Below are 17270 nucleotides of genomic sequence, written 5' to 3'. Positions count from 1 at the left end.
GCTTCGTATCGGGTTGCTAACCGCAACCACAGTGACCGAATCAAGAAAGGATAAGCCACCATGTTATTCGATAACTATTCCCTGAATACGCTCGCATTGACTAACCGTATTGTTATGCCACCGATGACCCGCTCCCGCGCCGGAGCTGGCGATGTGGCAACCGATATGATGGCGGATTACTACGCCCAACGCGCCAGTGCCGGGCTGATTATCAGCGAAGGCACGCAAATCAGCCAGCAGGGCCAGGGTTACGCCTGGACGCCGGGTATTTACAGCGACGCGCAAATTGCTGGCTGGAAAAAAGTGACCGATGCAGTGCATCGCGCAGGCGGCAAAATCTTTGCCCAGTTGTGGCATGTGGGGCGCGTTTCTCACACCGTTTTGCAGCCGGGTAATGCGGCACCGGTTTCCTCGTCGGCGATTCAGGCCGAAGGCGTAAAAGTATTTGTCGATGTGGAAGGGCGCGGACCGGAAAATGGCGTCGGTGATATGGTTCAGCACTCGATGCCGCGCGCATTAACGGTGGAAGAAATCCCCGCCATTGTTAACGATTACGCGCAAGCGGCGCGTAACGCGATGGCCGCCGGTTTTGATGGTATTGAACTGCACGGCGCTAACGGCTACCTGATTAACCAGTTTATTGATTCGCAATCGAACCTGCGTGACGACGAATACGGCGGTTCGTTGCAAAACCGTCTGCGCTTTATGAAAGAGGTGGTCGAAGCCGTTTCGGCGGCGATTGGTAAAGAGCGTGTCGGCATTCGTCTGGCACCGCTGACTACGCTGATGGGTTCGCGCGACGATACGCCGGAAGCCACGTATCTCGCGGCGGCCAGCGTACTGAATGAGATCGGCATTGCTTACATTCACATCGCTGAAGCGGACTGGGACGACGCGCCGGTGATGCCTGCGGCTTTTAAAGAGGCGCTGCGTATTATTTTTCACGGCACGCTGATCTACTCTGGCAAATACACGCCGGAGCGCGCCGAAGAAGCGCTGGCAAAAGGCTGGGCGGATCTGATTGGTTTTGGCCGACCGTTTATCGCCAACCCGGATTTGCCGTACCGCCTGCAACATAACCTGCCGCTCAATGAACCGATCAGGGAGAAATTCTTCGGCGGCGGCGCAGAAGGCTACCTGGATTATCCATTGCAGAGAGCGTAATAACGAACGGGGGCAAATGCCCCCGTTTTTGCGTGCTGCAAACTGCCGTCAGAAATCGTAGGCATTAATCACTTTCATTAATGCCGCGTCATTCTTGTATTTTTCCCGCAGCGCTTTGAGCTGTACCACCGCTTTGCCACAGGTGGCTTGCAGGCTGGCATCCAGCTCTTTTTGGCGCTGTTCGTCGAGGTCGGAATCCTGCTCGCCGGCGAAATGCTCGCATTGATCGGCAAGATTACGAAAATCCTGCACATCTTTCGGCAACGGGGCGGCGGCAATGCTGGTGTTGAGAATAAAGGCGGTGGAGAGAATAAAAAGGTAACGCTTCATCGGTTGTTGTCTGTCGGAATATCGGGGCGCTTATTTTACGCCTTAATAGTGGCGATGGAGAGAGGGAAACGAACGACTTTTTACGCCTTTTTTCAGGCGGCGATGTGTCGCTGATGCCGTCGTTTAACCTGACCACGACGTTCGCTGACGCGGCGTTTTTCATCGCATTTTCTTTCTATACCTGAGCAGGAAACCATCTGGATTTATTTCCGTCAGTGCCAGCAAACAGAGCCTGCGACAGGCTCTGTTTGAGATGCGGCAAACGCGCCGGGATTCACTCTGACCGTGATTGCAGCCAGGCGTTTTTCATCACCCCTTTCACTTCCCTGAGCTGCTTGCGCGTTTTATCCAGCGCCGTCGCCAGCCACCCCTCTTTATCACTGTATTTCACCAGTACGATGCAGCCCTGCATCACTTTCACCAGAATATGTTGCCTGGTATTAAACCCGGCATCGCGCAGCCACTTGCCGGAAAGCGTGATGCTCGGCGTGCTCGCGTCGCCCTGATTCGGGCGATATCGCACAATTACGTTGTGCTCGGTTCCGGCGATGGTGAAGTCTGAGGTAGAATGCGGATCAGCCATTATCAACTCCTTGATAGTTGGGGATGGTTAGACGCTCCGGTTGTGTTCCAGCACATCGGGGCGTTGTTTAGATAGGAAGGAATCCTTTTAGGTGGCCTCCTATAAAGGTGAGAATAGTTAAATAGGTGGCCCCATGTCAATCATATCCCGCGAGAAAAAACCGAAAGGTGGCGGCCAGTCACCGCAGTTTAAAATGCGCATAGATCCAGCGTTGAAAGAACAGCTTGATGCCGTGGCGGCAGAAGAAGGGGTAAGCCTCGCCAGTTGGTTAAAGGAACTGGCGAGGGAGGCTTTGCGGGCTAAGGGGATAGAGCCAAAAGGGTAATATCTTCGATATCCAAATATTATTATCTTTGTTGTTTTGCTTTTATCCTGTATTTGATGCGGTTCAAACTAATTTTTGAGTAAAGCCCTTTGTATTAATGAAAAGACTTTATTATTTTATAATCGGCAAAACAATTAAAAATCTAGTCTTTTAATTTTGTTAGGCGGTTTTGATATTTAACTTTGGAAGAAAACTTGAGCCATTAATGGGCTTTTATTGTTACATGTTGATTAAATTAGCTGTGATATGATTATTTCAATTTCATGTATTAAACTTAATTACTATATCAATGTATGTTGAGGTATGCCATGAATAATAAAGAATTTGCTGAAGCGCTAAAGGCAAAAAAGGCGTTAATCGTTCATTTTTCAAATCTTGCAAGTATGTCAAGGAATCAGCCATTCCCCGATGATCTTAAAAATGTGATCGAATCACCCACTTCAAATCCATTATCATGTTGTATTGTCTGGCCTGGTCATACGATGAGTCTGCCTGGTAGCGTTGGTGTAATAATTGAACCTGCTTTACCTAATATTCATGGCGTTTGTGCAACAGATGCTGGAACTTCTGATAATAATGGAGAAATAAATTCATTCGCGAAGCCACTCTCGCAAGAAATTTTAGAAGAAATATATGCATTTTCAGATCCGTATAACGAATGTATCGTTATCAAACCTAAAGTCATTGGTATTTATATTGATAATATAAATTATATTAGTGTCAGGAAGAAACAAGAATTGCGATGTGGTGATTATTTCGAAAGTAATATCGGTCCAATGGAGGGATATTTATCAGAAATTTTCGATTGTTTTGAAGGTCTCAGTATTTTTACTTTCATTGATGGCGAAATCGTTTCAATCAATAGACAAACACCTTATTTATAGCCCATCTCTAACTTTTGGCGGAAGATCACAGGAGTCTAATATGTTTCATAAGTCCTTGTATTAATTTTTTTTATTCATCATATAGCTCTCCTTTATACACATTATTATACACATTTGCTTCACTGACAAACTATCGATAGATAAAACACCTGTGACCGATCTTACCTAGAAAAACTTTTTCTTGGAAACACTGTTCATACTGTTCACTACACATTTTTATCTTTAATATTCATATTGTTATGCTGTGAATGGTTGGTGAACAGTGAATACTTTACTGTTCACCGCTACAGGCTTATAGATGCAAACGTTATAGTCTGCTCTGAACGAGAAATGGACATCTTCCTAGTCATGGGGGGCTAGCCTATGATGTCTTTTATGCTGATCCAATACCCAGCTATACAGGCCGGTATCATTAAAACGGCCAGTGGGGCGTAAAGAATACGGCATTTTATTAAAATTGTTCTGAGCACAAAGGTGCTAATGATTTGTACTAAAACCCAGCCAGTTACCCCTCCTAACCACCCTTCGTACCAGCCAATATAGACTCCAAGCCAAATTGAAAGAGGTATGCAGGCAAAAACGAAAGGGATAAAAATCCATTGATGCACAAGCCCCGGTGTATGCAAGCGATAAGGATCTTTTTGCCAGTCAGAAGCAATCGAGAAGGCCATAAATGATGCGAACTCCATCAAAACTAATGCTGTAAAACTACCTTGTTGAGCAAACGTAGTGAACATTTGGAGCCTCATTACCTTATGTTTTCACGTCACTTTATACGTTGTTATCCCACTCAGACAACGTCCGCTTAGCACAAAGCGGCCTTGCTGATAAGAGTCCGCTATGAGCGATCTGCGGACATTGCTATTAGCATTCTGAGCGAATCAACAGAGAGCAGAACAGAAGTAATAGGCTTATCAGGCAACGAGATAATTCTAAGGCGATAGATCGATAACTCATTAAAGATAAAACGCCAAAAATATTTTATATTTATACGTTAAGATGTCGTTAAGCATTACCCCCTGAGTATTCAGAGGGGTAGTTATTATTGTGCATACATCTAACTCAATCTATTGATAAATGAGCTTTGAGTGCATTATGTATATAAATTTTCTGACCAAGTAAAATGTCATCATCCCCACGAAAGGAGAAACGAAACCTTTTCTTTCCTTCCTGACTTTCACTAGAATAATTACCAATGACCCCAATCCTATATAGGTCTATTAATATCTCAGTCATTGAGCTCTTATCAAGAAGTTTTTTTGTGTCAGGGTAGGATTGCGCAATGTTCTCTGCATGTGTAGAAATCTCTTGAATGGTTGAAATTTGAGTATACCCATAGAGGATATTCTTGATCCCATTTATTTCTTCTGACTTGTATTTTGCTTTAAGTTCTTCAGTCAGTTCAACCCAACATGCAGAAGAATACCTTTTTCTAATCGCTTCCAGAGACTGAGTGCTAAAAGTACTCTCCTCACCATAGCTCTCTTGTGCGGAAAGTAACAACCTGACAATATCGCGAGGACGATACCAAGAATTATGAAGGAGATATGTTTGAGGTTTTTTATTATGGATAAGCTTAGGGAAGTAAGTACTCCACAACTCAGCTGGATGTAATACCCCTAACCCAAATTCTTCTCGAGAGTTGTTTATCCTCTGCTCTACAATATGAAGTAATGGCTGTTGAATTGAATCAACGCCAGCACGGTTCCAAACTATATCAGTACCAAAATCAGTAAGCGGCTTATTTATTTCCTTCCCTAAAGAATCAACTGAATTTAAAACCTCAGAGCGAATAGCTGCGAACAAGCATAGATTGAATCCGCTCCTCTTACATATAGAGTTAATTCTTTCAATCGTTATAATTAAATCCCTTAACAACCTAGAGTCACGCTGATATTGTTTTTTGGTTGTATAATTAAGCTCAAGCTCATCAAAGAAAATATTAACGCCATCTTTTGAAGGTAGAAGTGACTCAAATGCAGAATCAGCCTCTTGGATTAATTTATAAAAAGCAATCTTTGCCACACCATTGTTATCCCAATCAAAATCAAGATTTAACTTGGGGTCTTTGCTGATCTCGATATTGCCTTTTCTAATGCTCGGTATCAATTTTGAAAAAAAGCCTCTTTCATTTCCCTCAGCTTTCTCCGATCTCATTAAAGCATGAAATCTTGAGAGATTTTCATTTTTCTGAAAGGCATCAATGCCATTTTGGGTTATCATGTCAGATATGAGTTTATATATAAACCAACGCCAAACATTTTCGAAGTCACTTCCTTCAAAGTCAGAACTGTTTTCGATCACCTCTTCAATTCTTGAGGCTTTGCTGAAATCTTTCTTGGTCTCCTCACTAACTTCTGATTTGAAAAGTATGAATTTTGATGTTGTGTTTTTTTGCTCATCCAAGACAATGGATATGTATCTTAATAGTGCGGTTTTACCTGTTCCTTTCAATCCTGTAATGAAGTATTTATTGTGGTTTATGTATTTATCTACATTTAAAGCAGGAGGTACGACATATAGTTTTTTAAATCTTAATCTCTCATCAGGGCTATTAGTTAATAACTCATTTTTCGCATCAGTTGTACCTAAGTATATATCTGATATTTTCATAGGTGCCTTAATTACCCTTAATTTATGCAAATGTGATATGCTATAATGTTCGTGAAATCAAAGAACATTACCATATAACTGTTACCGATTGAACAAAATTTAGTAAGACTGTTATCTCATAATTGTAGATTTCGAAAGAAGTAATACACTGAGGTAGTTGCAACGTCCGCTTTTGGCCCTGAGCGGTCTGATAAGTTTTGAGGGTAAAAGTTTTTTCTTGGAAAAACTGTTTACTCTGGCTCTGACCGATATTCAGATAAAAAAGACCGGCAATGCCGGTCCGGGTAGATTATGTTGAGGTGGGTTCATTGCACTTTGGCAGCCAGTCGGCGTTGCTTTCCTCCCGCAGTGTGAGGTTGGTCTGCATCCCCTGATTTGTCCTGCGTTTGTCGTAATTCAGGCCGTACTCTTTCAGCATGGTTGGCAGTCCCTTGCCGAACGAGGTCAGGCTGAGGGTGTTTTTGTAGCCGTGCGCCTCCATGTAGACCAGATAGGCGTGATAAAGATACTGGCGAGGCTGGCGTGGAATAATGTTGGCATTACCCATATACATGCCGTCAGCGTCAGGCAATGCCTCCAGATAGCCGCAAAAATCAAACGCCGGGTCGGCGTCGCGCTTGATGCTGAGCGCCTCGCCGGAGTTCTGCTGCGACTGGAGCAGCGTGCGGGCGGTCATCGGGTCGCTGAAACGCTGCATAAGCTGGCGCACAATCACCGCCAGCTCGCGGGCGATTTTATCCTTCAGGTGCGGGTCGCGTTCTTCCGGGGCAATCTGTTCCGGGAAATGCAGAATAACCCGGCGGCGCGATACACCGCCGCTGCGGTCGGTGAAGCGCATCGGGTTGTTGTTCACCGCCAGAATCACCGCCGGAATATGCGTGGAATACGCATCCCGGTATTTCGGGTCAACTGACACGGCATCGCCGCCGGTGATGGCCTTGAGCCCGGCGCCGTCACCGCTCCATTTCTCCTGGTCAGGCAGACGGATGAGTGAGAAGCCAATCAGGGATGCACGCTTGCGCGGGTCTTCCAGTGTATCGATATCGGCTGATGTGGCGTTATCTTCCCCGGCGAGCAGGGTCGCAATCTCGGCCAGAACACTTTTCCCACTGCCACCCGGCCCGGTCACCTCAAGAAAGAGCTGCCAGTCGTAGCGGTTCGCCAGCACCATAAACAGCGCGGCGAGTATCACGTCGCGTTTGTCGGCACGGCCACCGGCGGCGCGGTCGAGCCAGCGCCAGAAATGCGGGGCATGGGTTTCCAGTGTTTCGCCCGCCACCGGCGGGGTGAAATCCACCTCACACAGGGTGCGCAGCCAGTGGGATTTGTGGTGCGGGCTGAACGTGCCGCTCACGGTATCAAGTACGCCGTTACGAAAGCCAATCAGACGCCGCGCCGGAGCGCCCTGTTGCGGAACAATCAGTTTCAGGGTCTCCACCACCGACGCAATTTTGCCTGATGAGAACGGCGCGCGCAGACGCTGGAAAAGTGCTGCCACATCGCGGGAGAAGTCAGCCGGGGAAATCACTTTCCAGGCTCCGGCCTCAAAGCGGGAAAGAAGCTGGCCGTTAGCATCCACCGCCAGCGCCTCGCCGTAGTGCTCATGCACCCGCATCGCCTTTTCACTGGTGCTCATGGCGGTAAATTCCGCTTCGCTCATGGTGTCGAACGGGCTGGCGACCGGCGGCTTAATGGCATCGTAAAGCGCCCGGCGCGTGGCGTCCTCACCGTTCAGGGTAAAGGCATCATTCCAGTCACCGAACACCGGCGGCAGGGCAACAATTCCCTCGCAGGCTTTTGCGGCCGCAGCGGCTTTTGTCTGGCCGTCGCCGTTCAGGTCACGGTCAGCCGCGAGGACAATCTGACAGGACGGGTGCTTTTGTCGGGCGAGGCTCGCCAGAGAAAGCAGGTTCACGGACGACAGCGCCACCATCACGGTTTCACCGGTCAGGTGATGCACGGTCAGCGCAGTGGCGTAACCTTCTGCTATCCACAGACGTTTTCCTGCCTGTTTTTCACCGTTGATAAGGTGACAGGCTCCCTTCACCTGGCCGCCTTTCAGGGTGCGCTTGTTGCCGTCAGCGTTAATGAGCTGGAGGTTAACCAGCTCTGATTTATCGTCATACAGCGGGACAACCACATCCCCGGCGCGGTATGTCACGCCACCGGTTTTGTGCGTGGTTGTCAGCGTCAGGCATTCCAGAGCAGGAAAACCCTTGCGGGTCAGGTAGGCGTTACCGGAGGCTGAGCGGCTTTTTGCCAGCAGACTGGCCGCCAGCGCGGCGGCCGCCCTGCGACTGGCTTCGGTTTCTGCCGTATCAGCAGCAATCACCTCCGGGGCAAGCGGCGACAGATTACCGGTCACGGCATTCACCCGGTCGGCGGCCTCGCTGACCGTCACGCCCAGCGCCTTTTCAACCAGGCTCAGCCCGTCACCCGCGCCGCACTGGTTGCAGAACCATGTGCCGCGCCCCTCTTTATCATCAAAGCGGAAGCGGTCAGCGCCGCCGCACACCGGGCAGGGCTGATGCCGGTTTTTAAGGACCTTCACACCCAGCGCCGGGAGAATGCGCGGCCAGTGGCCGCACGCCTGTTTCACGGTTTCCGTTACGTTCATTTTCATTAGTTTTTTCTCCCTCAGTGCAGCACAGGCATTTTGATATGGCGGGCGCAAAGTTCGTCCATGACGGCGAGCCCCAGAAAGGACAGTGACGGGGCGGCCTTAAGCGGCCCGGCTTCCATCAAATCTTCAAGGAGCGCGCAGGCAATCTGGCGGCCTTTTTCCTCGCCGTGCTGACGCAGATAAAACCCTTCCAGCTCGGCAGCGATGGCGGATTCCAGCGCATCGAGGGTGAGGTGTGGGTAACGGTGCTGATGTGTGCACAGGGTCAGCCAGGCACAGGCGACGGCGCGGCGGTACAGTGCAGCACGTAATACAGGCGGTAATGGCTGTTTCATGCGTGTACCTCCTCAGTGAGCCAGCGCCGGTTGCAGCGTTCGACCACATCGTCAAGCCGGGCGGTCATCAGGTGAATGACAGAGGCGAGCTGTAAATGTTGTTCCGGTGACTGGCAGGCACCGGAAACATCCTGCGATATCAGCATATTTCCGACGAACTGGCCGACATTACGCAGGTGTTCAAGATGCCGGAGGTCAGTGTGGGTGATGGTCAGGGTCATTTCTTTCATGCAGGTACCTCCGCAACCGGCAGACGGGCGGCAAAGGAGAGAACGTAATCGCGAACGAGGGAACGGCGTGCGGCGTGTTCATCACCGGCCACGGTGCGTAGCATACGGATACGGGGTGTCCGGTCTGCACGGCGAACGGCAGCGAAGACAAAGACGAACTGCGGGTGTGACGGGGTGAGGATAGTAGCCATGATGGCAGCCTCCTTGAAGTAACGGTTATTGCCACCACCGGAGCTGCAAATCTCATGGGTGGTAGCCCGGACGGGGTTTGCAGTACCGGCCTTCAAGGAAACCGGCCAGCCCGAAGGCTGCCCCGCCCGGACCACCATTATCTGACAGGAGCCACGGTGTAAGCACCACAGCCCGAAAAATAGGTGTGTCTGAGCCACGACATAAAAAAACACGCCAGGCGCGTGTTGTGTCGCCTTGAAGTTACACGGGCTGCAAATCCCGGCTGCCGATTTTGCGACAGCGGGAAAACTATACCTGGAAACGCCGACAGGAAGCAAGCCAGAAAAAGGGGCGTTTTGCTGACCGGGCAACATCATGCGTCACAGCCCCGGTTACGGTCGGAGATTCGCGCAGTCATCCAGGCAGTAATTTCACTGTGCAGCCAGGCGACATTTTTCCCGCCGAGAGAAACCTGCTGCGGAAAGGCATTGCGGCTGATGAGGTCGTAAATGGTCGAGCGCGACAGGCCGCATAAATGCATCACTTCCGGCAGGCGTAAAAAGCGCTCCTGAACAGCATCAGAAACCGGCATCAACGGTGCCGCAGGGGCAGAAGACGGGGAAGAAAAAGCGGTGTGCATCGGGCTACCTCATAATGTCCATACAGTGCCGGTTGTGTCTTTCCGGCTTCGGGTAGCGCTCTATTTTGTGAATAAAAACGGACAATGCAACAGGGAAAAAATGGGCTGAAGCCAGCTAATTGCAGCTCAAAAAAACAGCACCTGTGGAATACAGGGCAATATAGAGGAATAGTGGGCAGGAGGTTAAAAATGATACAGGTAAATATTATTCTGCCTATTGATTCCCTGTTATTAACAGGAAGAAAAAAGTAAAAAAATAACAGTGGTGAGTGCGTGACATAAAAGTGCGGTGAACAGTAGTGAACAGTCGGTGAACACTAAATTTACCAACTGTTCACCCTTTAACTTACTGTATTACTTATTCTTTTATTTATCAGTGAACAGTGTGAAGAGTTAACTACAGAAAAACAAACAGAAAGAGGGCTTTTCCTGGGACCTCTTTCTGGCGAGCCGGTTTTTTCAGCGGCTTTCTGTGCCATCCCGGCCACAACTGCAACCGGTCGTCTCGTTGTGCAGGGCGCGGCAGAATGCGCTTACATTGACAACACAGAGAGCCCCGCCATGAAAACTGAACTTATGACCTCCATCATGAAAACCATCGGCAGCACGCAGACCGGTGCCTCCCGCGCCGTTATCGACGGTGCCCTTAAGACCGTGCATAAAAAAGCCGCAGAGGATAACGCCGCCGCCGTCAACCGTGCCCTGAAGGTCTTTACAGAGGCAAAAGCCGCCCACACCGGCAGCATGATAAAACTGAACGACATCGGCGCAGCCATCACGCGCAGCGAAAAGGAACGTCATAGCGCACTCGAGGAAAGCGCCGCAGCAGAAAAGAGCTGGCGCGAACGTTTCCGCAGTCTCGGCGGTGCCATGACACCGGAGCTCAAAGCCGGACACAGCAGATACATCGCCGGTCGTGAGCTGGCGGAGGAGTTCACCGGCCTGATTGCTGAACTGGAGACGGACAAATCCCGCGCCATGCTGGAAGCCTGCACGACAGGTAAAACGTATGTCACTGAGCATGCACGGGCGTTTAGCGTCTGCGCACAGGCAGAGTGGGCAGAGGCCATGCGGGACATCAGCCCGGCGCTGGTGCGGGCGTTCTGTCTGCGCCTGCGTGCGCTGGAGCTGAACGGTGCGACGCGCCCGGCGGATATTCTGGCTGAGGAGCTGCACATGCATGTTGCGGTGCAGGCACAATTTTATAACTTTGACATGGACAATGAGCCGGTGTTCTCACAGCTCGGCATGCACCGTCCGCCGCTGACCGGCGTGGATATGGCGCTGTATAAAAGTCCGCTGAAGCGTTCGCAGCTTGCCACACAACTGGCCGAAAAGAGAAAGCAGGCGGAGGGCTGAGCCATGTTTCACTGCCCGTTCTGTAAACAGCCTGCGCACACGCGTACCAGCCGCTATCTGACGGAAAATCTCAAACAGCGCTATCACCAGTGCACCAGTATTGAGTGCTCGGCCACGTTCCGCACCACCGAGACGCTTGATGGCGTGATACGCAGACCGGCGATGCCGGAAACCCCGGTTTTACGGGCAGATATTCAGCCGCAATAATTCCCCGAAAATCTCCCGATTTATATGCGCCGGTACTGGCTACCGGCTGCGCCCTCGGCCCCCCGAAAAATCGCAAAAAATCCCGATATTTTTCCGAAAAATACCCTGCATGTATCAGGTGCATTTAACTGCATTTATTTCTCTGCCAGCCTGAACCCCGCCCGCGCCAGTCCTGGCACGGCCTGAGCCCGGTCATGCATCTGCATTTAAACCGCCCTGCAAAGCGGGCAGGCGAGGCGGGGAAAGCACTGCGCGCCAGCGGTGGTGTTTAATATTAAAAATTATTGTCTGTGAGTGTGTCGTGACGGCGCGTGTGGGAGAGTGAGGCGCGATGGTGGTGGGATATGAAAAAGCCGCCTGCTGGCGGCTTCGATATGAAGGAATTAACAGGCAACTTTCAAAATTGGATAAAAAACAGTTTTATAATCATCAGGAATCGCCTCTCTAAGCCGACTGATAACTGAGCTGTTCTGAGGTAATTGCGATGCTAATTTACTAAGTAGCTCATCAAGCTTTTCACTGCGATCCCATTGGATTTTATAGCTTGAAGAATCAATTTTTTGAGCGATAGATAACAATTGTTGTTTATCGTTATAAACATATTTCATCTTAATTAAATTGACACCATCATCATGAATGTCTGAATAAGTTAAAATGAAATGAATTAACTCGCCTTTCTTGTAAGTTTCGATATGTTGATATTCACGTTCGAAAATCGATGTAACTAACTCATGGGGCTGGACCCCTTTTACCATGCAAAAAGAAATTATTTTATTAATCTCTTTCATGATTTGAGTATAGCTTGTCATTTAATCATCCTCTCTACTTCTGCGAGAACCTTATCTAAATCATTAATCGACTGGAGAAGGGCCTTGTTATCTCGCTTATCAACCGGGCCATAAGCTTTGGCCAGTTTTATAAACACATATCTTACTAATATACCATCATTAGCATCAGTTGTCTTCAAATAAGGCACGTGACGATTGAAAAGAGCATAAAGCTCTGAGCCTTTCTCACTAATGCCATTATCAATCAGTAAATTAGAAACCGCATCCTGAGTGCGGGTTTTCAGAATTTCCCTCATTAATTTTCTTGCTTGGTGAGGTCTTTTCTCAATTAACTCAGGATCAATGACTTCAGCAGCTTTCTGAACTTCCTTTTCTGCTAATTTCTGGCGTAATTCTTCCAATGCATCTTCAGGTAGATCTAAACCTGCTTGCCTGATTTTTTCTATTTGCTGATTTACTGAGTCGCTTATCTCATGTCGTTTTTGTTCGAATAATGCATTAAAATCAATATCCTCTAAGTAAGAATCCTTATCACTGACATATACGCTTTCACTTACCACCCCTGCCAATTCGTTTCCTCTTTCGACATAATCTCTATCGGTGAACGTATATTCGCGAACTGTTGCCCTGCGAGCTTTCTCCACTTCCTTTTGGAAAGTTTCCCACATGACATTTAGACCAATTTCCTCATGAAAGATCACTAAGCCATTGTTATCAATTTCGAAATGTGTGATTTCAGATGCAGGTATAGCTCTTAATATCCTCCCGACAACTTGGGCGAAGGCATTCAGACTTCGATAAGGTCGGAATATTGCTAGAACAGTGAGATATTTATGATCGTAACCTTCCATTAGCATATTTACGGAAATGACTACATCACATTGATGATTATCGACTTTCATCAAAGCATCAGAAAGATCACTTGGATCCATTTCGCTGTGTACAATGACAGAAGTCATCCCCTTATCTTTGTACCAATTAAATAAGTCTTCTGCGTGTGCTATACTACAACCCACGGCTAAAATTTTATGAGGAACTTTTTTCGAAGTATTTTTTAGCTCTTTAAGTTTTGTAATGCTATGGTCAATAACATCTAAAGAGCATTCTTTGGAAAGAGCAATGCTTTTTTCAATCCACTCTTTATCTTTGAGCATTAATATCTGTTCTTTAGATAGTTTTACTCCCGGTTGTTCCGGTGTTGTAAAAAATAGCTCATGCGCATTAACAGTTTCTTTTCTTAGCCACTTAACATATTTATCTCTCATAACCTCAGATAAAGGTGTTTCGTGAATTTTTACACCTGGAATTTCCTGATTATCGCCTCTATAGGGTGTTCCAGTAACATGAAGTATTTTTGCATTTGAAAAATAATGAAGAGTATCGCGCCAACTTTGTGCGGGTGCATGATGGGCTTCATCTATAATAATGAAATCAAAGAAATCTGGAGGCACTCTGTTAATTAATCCATTACCCCTTGTAGATGTGATTTTTTGGATGTTAGAGTAAACAATATGACTACTTAACAGATGTTCATCGGATAATTCAGATAAATATTCATTAACTATAGGAATATCTTTACTGCTAAATACAATATCAAAATTAACCCAAAAGTTATCAGCAAGGACCTCTTGTGTTTTTCTTATGCTGTCTTTTGTAATAAGTCCTGGAGTAATAATTAGGACTCTTTTACGAGCGACGCCAAATGGAGCTATTGATATCAAACCACTTTTCCCAGTACCTGTTGGCAAAACTACTAACGCCTCTTTGTTTTCTTCATCACTGAAAAATTCTTTTATTTTTATATAGGCTTCAATTTGAGGCGCTCTGAGCTTTGTATTACCTTCAATGTTTACCGCTGTGTTTAAAAAGTAAGACATATCAATTGTCCTTAATTAATTAGTAACCTTTACGGGGATAAAGCTGGTCTGCATAGAATTGAAGCATCCTATTTCTACCATCCATATACTGAGCATGGTTATAGACGCCACGAATACTGTTCTTATCCACATGAGCAAGTTGTGTCTCGATCCATGCACTATCGAAACCCTCTTCATGCAGAATCGTCGACATTGTGTGCCTGAAACCATGTCCAGTGGCTCTCCCTTTATAACCCAACAACTCAATAACTTGGTTGATGCTTTCCTTACTTATAGGCTTATTACGGTTATTCCGTCCAATAAAAATGTAAGGATAGTGACCAGTGATGGGTTTTAGCTGTTGAAATAAATCAACTACCTGTGCTGAAAGTGGTACAAAATGAGGTCTGCGCATTTTCATTCGTTCTGCAGGGATCTCCCAGAGACCTTTCTCAAGGTCAACTTCACCCCATGTGGCAAAACGCATCTCTTGGGTTCGAACACCAGTAAGCATCACTATCTTTGTAGCATTTTTGGTGATGATGCTCCCGGTGTACGCTTCGAGATCCCGAATAAAATGAGGCAACTCTTCAGCAGATAAAAATGGATGATGTTTTTGCTTAGGAACGGCCAGCGCGATAGCTAAATCAGGTGCTGGGTTATATTCAGCACGGCCAGTTATGATCGCATAGCGATAGACCTCGCCGCATCTTTGCCGCACTTTTCTGGTTTTCTCCAGCGCACCACGCTTCTCTATCCGCCGTAATACCTCAAGCAACTCCAAAGGTTTGATCTCACCGATAGGACGTTTGCCGATGAAAGGAAAAACATCTTGCTCAAAGGTCTTAATGATTTCGTCACGGTATGCCACTGTCCATCGATCGGCCTTGTTTGCATGCCATTCTCGGCAAATGGCTTCAAAGGAGTTTTCAGTGGAGAGCTGCTGTGCCAGTTTCTGGGCTTTCCGTTCTTCAACCGGATCAATGCCATTAGCAACTTGTTTACGGGCTATCTCGCGCTTCTCGCGGGCTTCTGCAAGGCTAACTAAATCGTAGCTACCAAATGACATTAACCGCGCTTTACCGGCAAAGCGGAAACGGAAACGCCAGCCTTTCGAGCCGTCGGGATTGATAAGCAATGACAGACCTTGCCCGTCGTTCAGTGTGTAGGGCTTGTCTTGGGGTTTTGCTCGTTTGATTTGTATGTCTGTAAGTGCCATGTGTATAAGTCAAAAATGTGTATAAAAAACCTATACACATCACTATACATATTTTTCATGGATTCAGGGAGAACATGTCGGACTGTTACGGATGAGTGACTTGATAAATCTATTGAAAATTAAGTATTTTTTAGACTTTCTCGGATGGGTGCGGAGCAACTTTGGCGGAAGATCACAGGAGTCGAACCTGCCCGGGACCGCTGGCGGCCCCAACTGGATTTGAAGTCCAGCCACCTCACCGGAGATGACGATCTTCCGCGCCTGCATTGCTACATGGAGGCGGGGCGCATTATAGCTACTTTCAGGCATTTACCACATACCCCCGCCATAAATTTTCTCATTGTGCTCCCGCCGCAAACGGCTGTTTAAGATAAATCCTCATCTTTTCCAAGGCTTAGCAATTTTGCACCCGCTAAAGGAACCGCGATCACAGAAAAGAATAAACGTAATCAGATAACAAGAATTCGCAATACCCGGCTGAAATCCAATCGTTTACAACGTCTGAAACCGCTTTCTGCGTATTTTTCATGCGTAAAGGAAACAAAAATGGACAGTCAGATTATTTCTGTGAAAGAAAAGATTGGCTACGGCATGGGAGACGCCGCCAGCCATATCGTCTTTGATAACGTAATGCTGTACATGATGTTCTTTTATACCGATATCTTTGGCATCCCCGCCGGGTTTGTCGGCACCATGTTTCTGCTGGCGCGTGCATTAGACGCCGTTTCGGACCCGTGCATGGGGCTGCTCGCCGACCGCACCCGCAGCCGTTGGGGTAAGTTCCGCCCATGGATAATTTTCGGCGCGTTGCCGTTCGGCATTGTGTGTATTCTGGCCTACAGCACGCCGGATCTCAGCCTCAGCGGTAAGATGATCTACGCCGCTGTCACTTATACGTTACTCACCCTGCTTTACACCGTGGTCAACATTCCTTACTGCGCCCTCGGCGGCGTGATCACCAACGACCCGCAGCAGCGCATCTCGCTGCAATCCTGGCGTTTCGTGCTGGCGACGGCGGGCGGTATGCTCTCTACCGTATTGATGATGCCGCTGGTGAAACTGATTGGCGGTGATAACAAAGTTTTTGGTTTCCAGGGTGGCATCGCGGTGCTCTCGCTGGTTGCCTTTATGATGCTGGCGTTCTGCTTCTTTACCACCAAAGAGCGTATCCAGGCACCGCCGAGCACCACTTCCATGCGTGAAGACCTGCGCGATATCTGGCAAAACGATCAGTGGCGCATCGTTGGCCTGCTGACCATTCTCAATATCCTCGCGGTCTGCGTTCGCGGCGGCGCGATGATGTATTACGTCACCTGGATCATGGGCGATGCCGCCATTTTCACCGCGTTTCTCACTACCTACTGCGTCGGTAATCTGATTGGCAGCGCACTGGCTAAGCCGCTCACCGACTGGAAATGCAAAGTCACTATCTTCTGGTGGACCAACGCCGCGCTTACCGTGCTCAGCATCGCCATGTTCTTCGTGCCGATTCAGGCCAGCGTCACCATGTTCTTCTTTATCTTCGTCATCGGCGTGCTGCATCAGCTGGTTACGCCGATCCAGTGGGTGATGATGTCCGACACCGTTGATTACGGCGAATGGTGCAACGGTAAACGCCTCACCGGCATCAGCTTTGCGGGGACATTGTTCGTACTGAAACTCGGCCTCGCTTTCGGCGGCGCGTTGATCGGCTGGGCGCTGGCGGGCGGTGGTTACAATGCTGCGGCACAGAGCCAGAACAGTGCCACCATCAGCATTATCATTGCGCTGTTTACGCTGGTTCCGGCAGCCTGCTACGTGCTCAGCGCCTTCATTGCCAAACGCTACTACACCCTGAAAACACCATTCCTCAAAACAATCATGGAACAGCTGGCACGCGGCGAGCACCGTAGCCAGCCACGGTTTGGTCATGTTTCACCACGGGAAGAGTTACTGTAAGGAGT

The 17270-nt window shown here is 48.1% G+C and carries 18 protein-coding genes and 1 tRNA gene; 6 read left to right on the top strand and 13 right to left on the bottom strand.

The window, feature by feature from the left end; genetic code table 11:
• The first annotated feature begins 60 nt into the window (after positions 1-60).
• Entirely contained in the window at positions 61-1164 is a 1104-nt protein-coding gene (locus tag IP581_RS22770) for an alkene reductase (protein WP_097399796.1), read from the top strand.
• A gap of 48 nt (positions 1165-1212) precedes the next feature.
• On the opposite strand, the gene IP581_RS22765 is transcribed toward IP581_RS22770, so the two are convergent.
• Positions 1213-1494, bottom strand: a complete 282-nt coding sequence (locus IP581_RS22765) for a hypothetical protein (RefSeq protein ID WP_193821434.1) — start codon at positions 1492-1494, stop codon at positions 1213-1215.
• A 274-nt stretch (positions 1495-1768) separates the two neighbouring features.
• Positions 1769-2077: a SymE family type I addiction module toxin gene (locus IP581_RS22760; protein ID WP_193821433.1), complete on the bottom strand. Its 309-nt coding sequence runs from the start codon at positions 2075-2077 to the stop codon at positions 1769-1771.
• 133 nt (positions 2078-2210) lie between these two features.
• Between IP581_RS22760 and IP581_RS22755 the strand changes: the two genes are divergently transcribed.
• Both IP581_RS22755 and IP581_RS22750 read left to right on the top strand, forming a co-directional pair.
• A complete protein-coding gene (locus tag IP581_RS22755) occupies positions 2211-2402 on the top strand; it encodes a toxin-antitoxin system HicB family antitoxin (protein WP_086872366.1) in 192 nt (63 codons plus the stop codon).
• A gap of 308 nt (positions 2403-2710) precedes the next feature.
• Positions 2711-3286, top strand: coding sequence for a hypothetical protein (locus IP581_RS22750; protein WP_193821432.1), 576 nt, complete (start codon positions 2711-2713; stop codon positions 3284-3286).
• Between the two features lie 356 nt (positions 3287-3642).
• Here the strand turns inward: IP581_RS22750 and IP581_RS22745 are convergent, their stop codons facing one another.
• From IP581_RS22745 to IP581_RS22715, 7 genes are all read right to left on the bottom strand, one after another.
• The gene (locus tag IP581_RS22745) at positions 3643-4023 is read right to left on the bottom strand and encodes a hypothetical protein (protein WP_193821431.1); all 381 of its coding nucleotides are present in this window, start codon (positions 4021-4023) and stop codon (positions 3643-3645) included.
• A 325-nt stretch (positions 4024-4348) separates the two neighbouring features.
• Positions 4349-5899, bottom strand: coding sequence for a P-loop ATPase, Sll1717 family (locus tag IP581_RS22740; protein WP_193821430.1), 1551 nt, complete (start codon positions 5897-5899; stop codon positions 4349-4351).
• Between the two features lie 289 nt (positions 5900-6188).
• On the bottom strand, positions 6189-8522 hold the full coding sequence (locus tag IP581_RS22735; protein WP_193821429.1) for a primase-helicase zinc-binding domain-containing protein: 2334 nt from the start codon (positions 8520-8522) through the stop codon (positions 6189-6191).
• A 14-nt stretch (positions 8523-8536) separates the two neighbouring features.
• Positions 8537-8857: a DUF5375 domain-containing protein gene (locus tag IP581_RS22730; protein WP_193821428.1), complete on the bottom strand. Its 321-nt coding sequence runs from the start codon at positions 8855-8857 to the stop codon at positions 8537-8539.
• Positions 8854-9087 carry a hypothetical protein gene (locus tag IP581_RS22725; protein WP_193821427.1) on the bottom strand — a complete coding sequence of 78 codons (234 nt, stop codon included), beginning with the start codon at positions 9085-9087 and terminating at the stop codon, positions 8854-8856. Before IP581_RS22725 ends, IP581_RS22730 begins: the two co-directional genes overlap by 4 nt.
• Positions 9084-9635 (bottom strand): host cell division inhibitor Icd-like protein, encoded by a 552-nt coding sequence (locus IP581_RS22720; RefSeq protein WP_193821426.1) that lies wholly within the window; start codon positions 9633-9635, stop codon positions 9084-9086. The genes IP581_RS22725 and IP581_RS22720 overlap by 4 nt, the downstream gene beginning before the upstream one ends.
• Complete coding sequence (locus tag IP581_RS22715; protein WP_045509398.1) at positions 9632-9898, bottom strand: helix-turn-helix transcriptional regulator; 267 nt, start codon at positions 9896-9898, stop codon at positions 9632-9634. The genes IP581_RS22720 and IP581_RS22715 overlap by 4 nt, the downstream gene beginning before the upstream one ends.
• 561 nt (positions 9899-10459) lie before the next feature.
• On the opposite strand from IP581_RS22715, the gene IP581_RS22710 reads away from it, so the two are divergent.
• Both IP581_RS22710 and IP581_RS22705 read left to right on the top strand, forming a co-directional pair.
• The gene (locus IP581_RS22710) at positions 10460-11257 is read left to right on the top strand and encodes a capsid protein (protein ID WP_193821425.1); all 798 of its coding nucleotides are present in this window, start codon (positions 10460-10462) and stop codon (positions 11255-11257) included.
• 3 nt (positions 11258-11260) lie between these two features.
• Entirely contained in the window at positions 11261-11464 is a 204-nt protein-coding gene (locus tag IP581_RS22705; protein ID WP_107146782.1) for an ogr/Delta-like zinc finger family protein, read from the top strand.
• 383 nt (positions 11465-11847) lie between these two features.
• Here IP581_RS22705 and IP581_RS22700 read toward each other — a convergent pair whose 3' ends face one another.
• From IP581_RS22700 to IP581_RS22685, 4 genes are all read right to left on the bottom strand, one after another.
• Positions 11848-12273 carry a hypothetical protein gene (locus tag IP581_RS22700; RefSeq protein WP_193821424.1) on the bottom strand — a complete coding sequence of 142 codons (426 nt, stop codon included), beginning with the start codon at positions 12271-12273 and terminating at the stop codon, positions 11848-11850.
• Positions 12270-14129 carry a DEAD/DEAH box helicase gene (locus tag IP581_RS22695; RefSeq protein ID WP_193821423.1) on the bottom strand — a complete coding sequence of 620 codons (1860 nt, stop codon included), beginning with the start codon at positions 14127-14129 and terminating at the stop codon, positions 12270-12272. Before IP581_RS22695 ends, IP581_RS22700 begins: the two co-directional genes overlap by 4 nt.
• Before the next feature lie 19 nt (positions 14130-14148).
• On the bottom strand, positions 14149-15327 hold the full coding sequence (locus tag IP581_RS22690) for a tyrosine-type recombinase/integrase (RefSeq protein WP_193821422.1): 1179 nt from the start codon (positions 15325-15327) through the stop codon (positions 14149-14151).
• 162 nt (positions 15328-15489) lie between these two features.
• Positions 15490-15584 (bottom strand) — tRNA-Sec (locus IP581_RS22685).
• 289 nt (positions 15585-15873) lie between these two features.
• Between IP581_RS22685 and IP581_RS22680 the strand changes: the two genes are divergently transcribed.
• Positions 15874-17265: a glycoside-pentoside-hexuronide family transporter gene (locus IP581_RS22680; protein ID WP_193821421.1), complete on the top strand. Its 1392-nt coding sequence runs from the start codon at positions 15874-15876 to the stop codon at positions 17263-17265.
• Positions 17266-17270 lie beyond the last annotated feature (5 nt).

The sequence above is a fragment of the Kosakonia pseudosacchari genome, assembly GCF_015167415.1.
Classification (GTDB): Bacteria; Pseudomonadota; Gammaproteobacteria; order Enterobacterales; family Enterobacteriaceae; genus Kosakonia; species Kosakonia pseudosacchari.
This window is presented reverse-complemented; position numbering and strand designations above follow the sequence as displayed.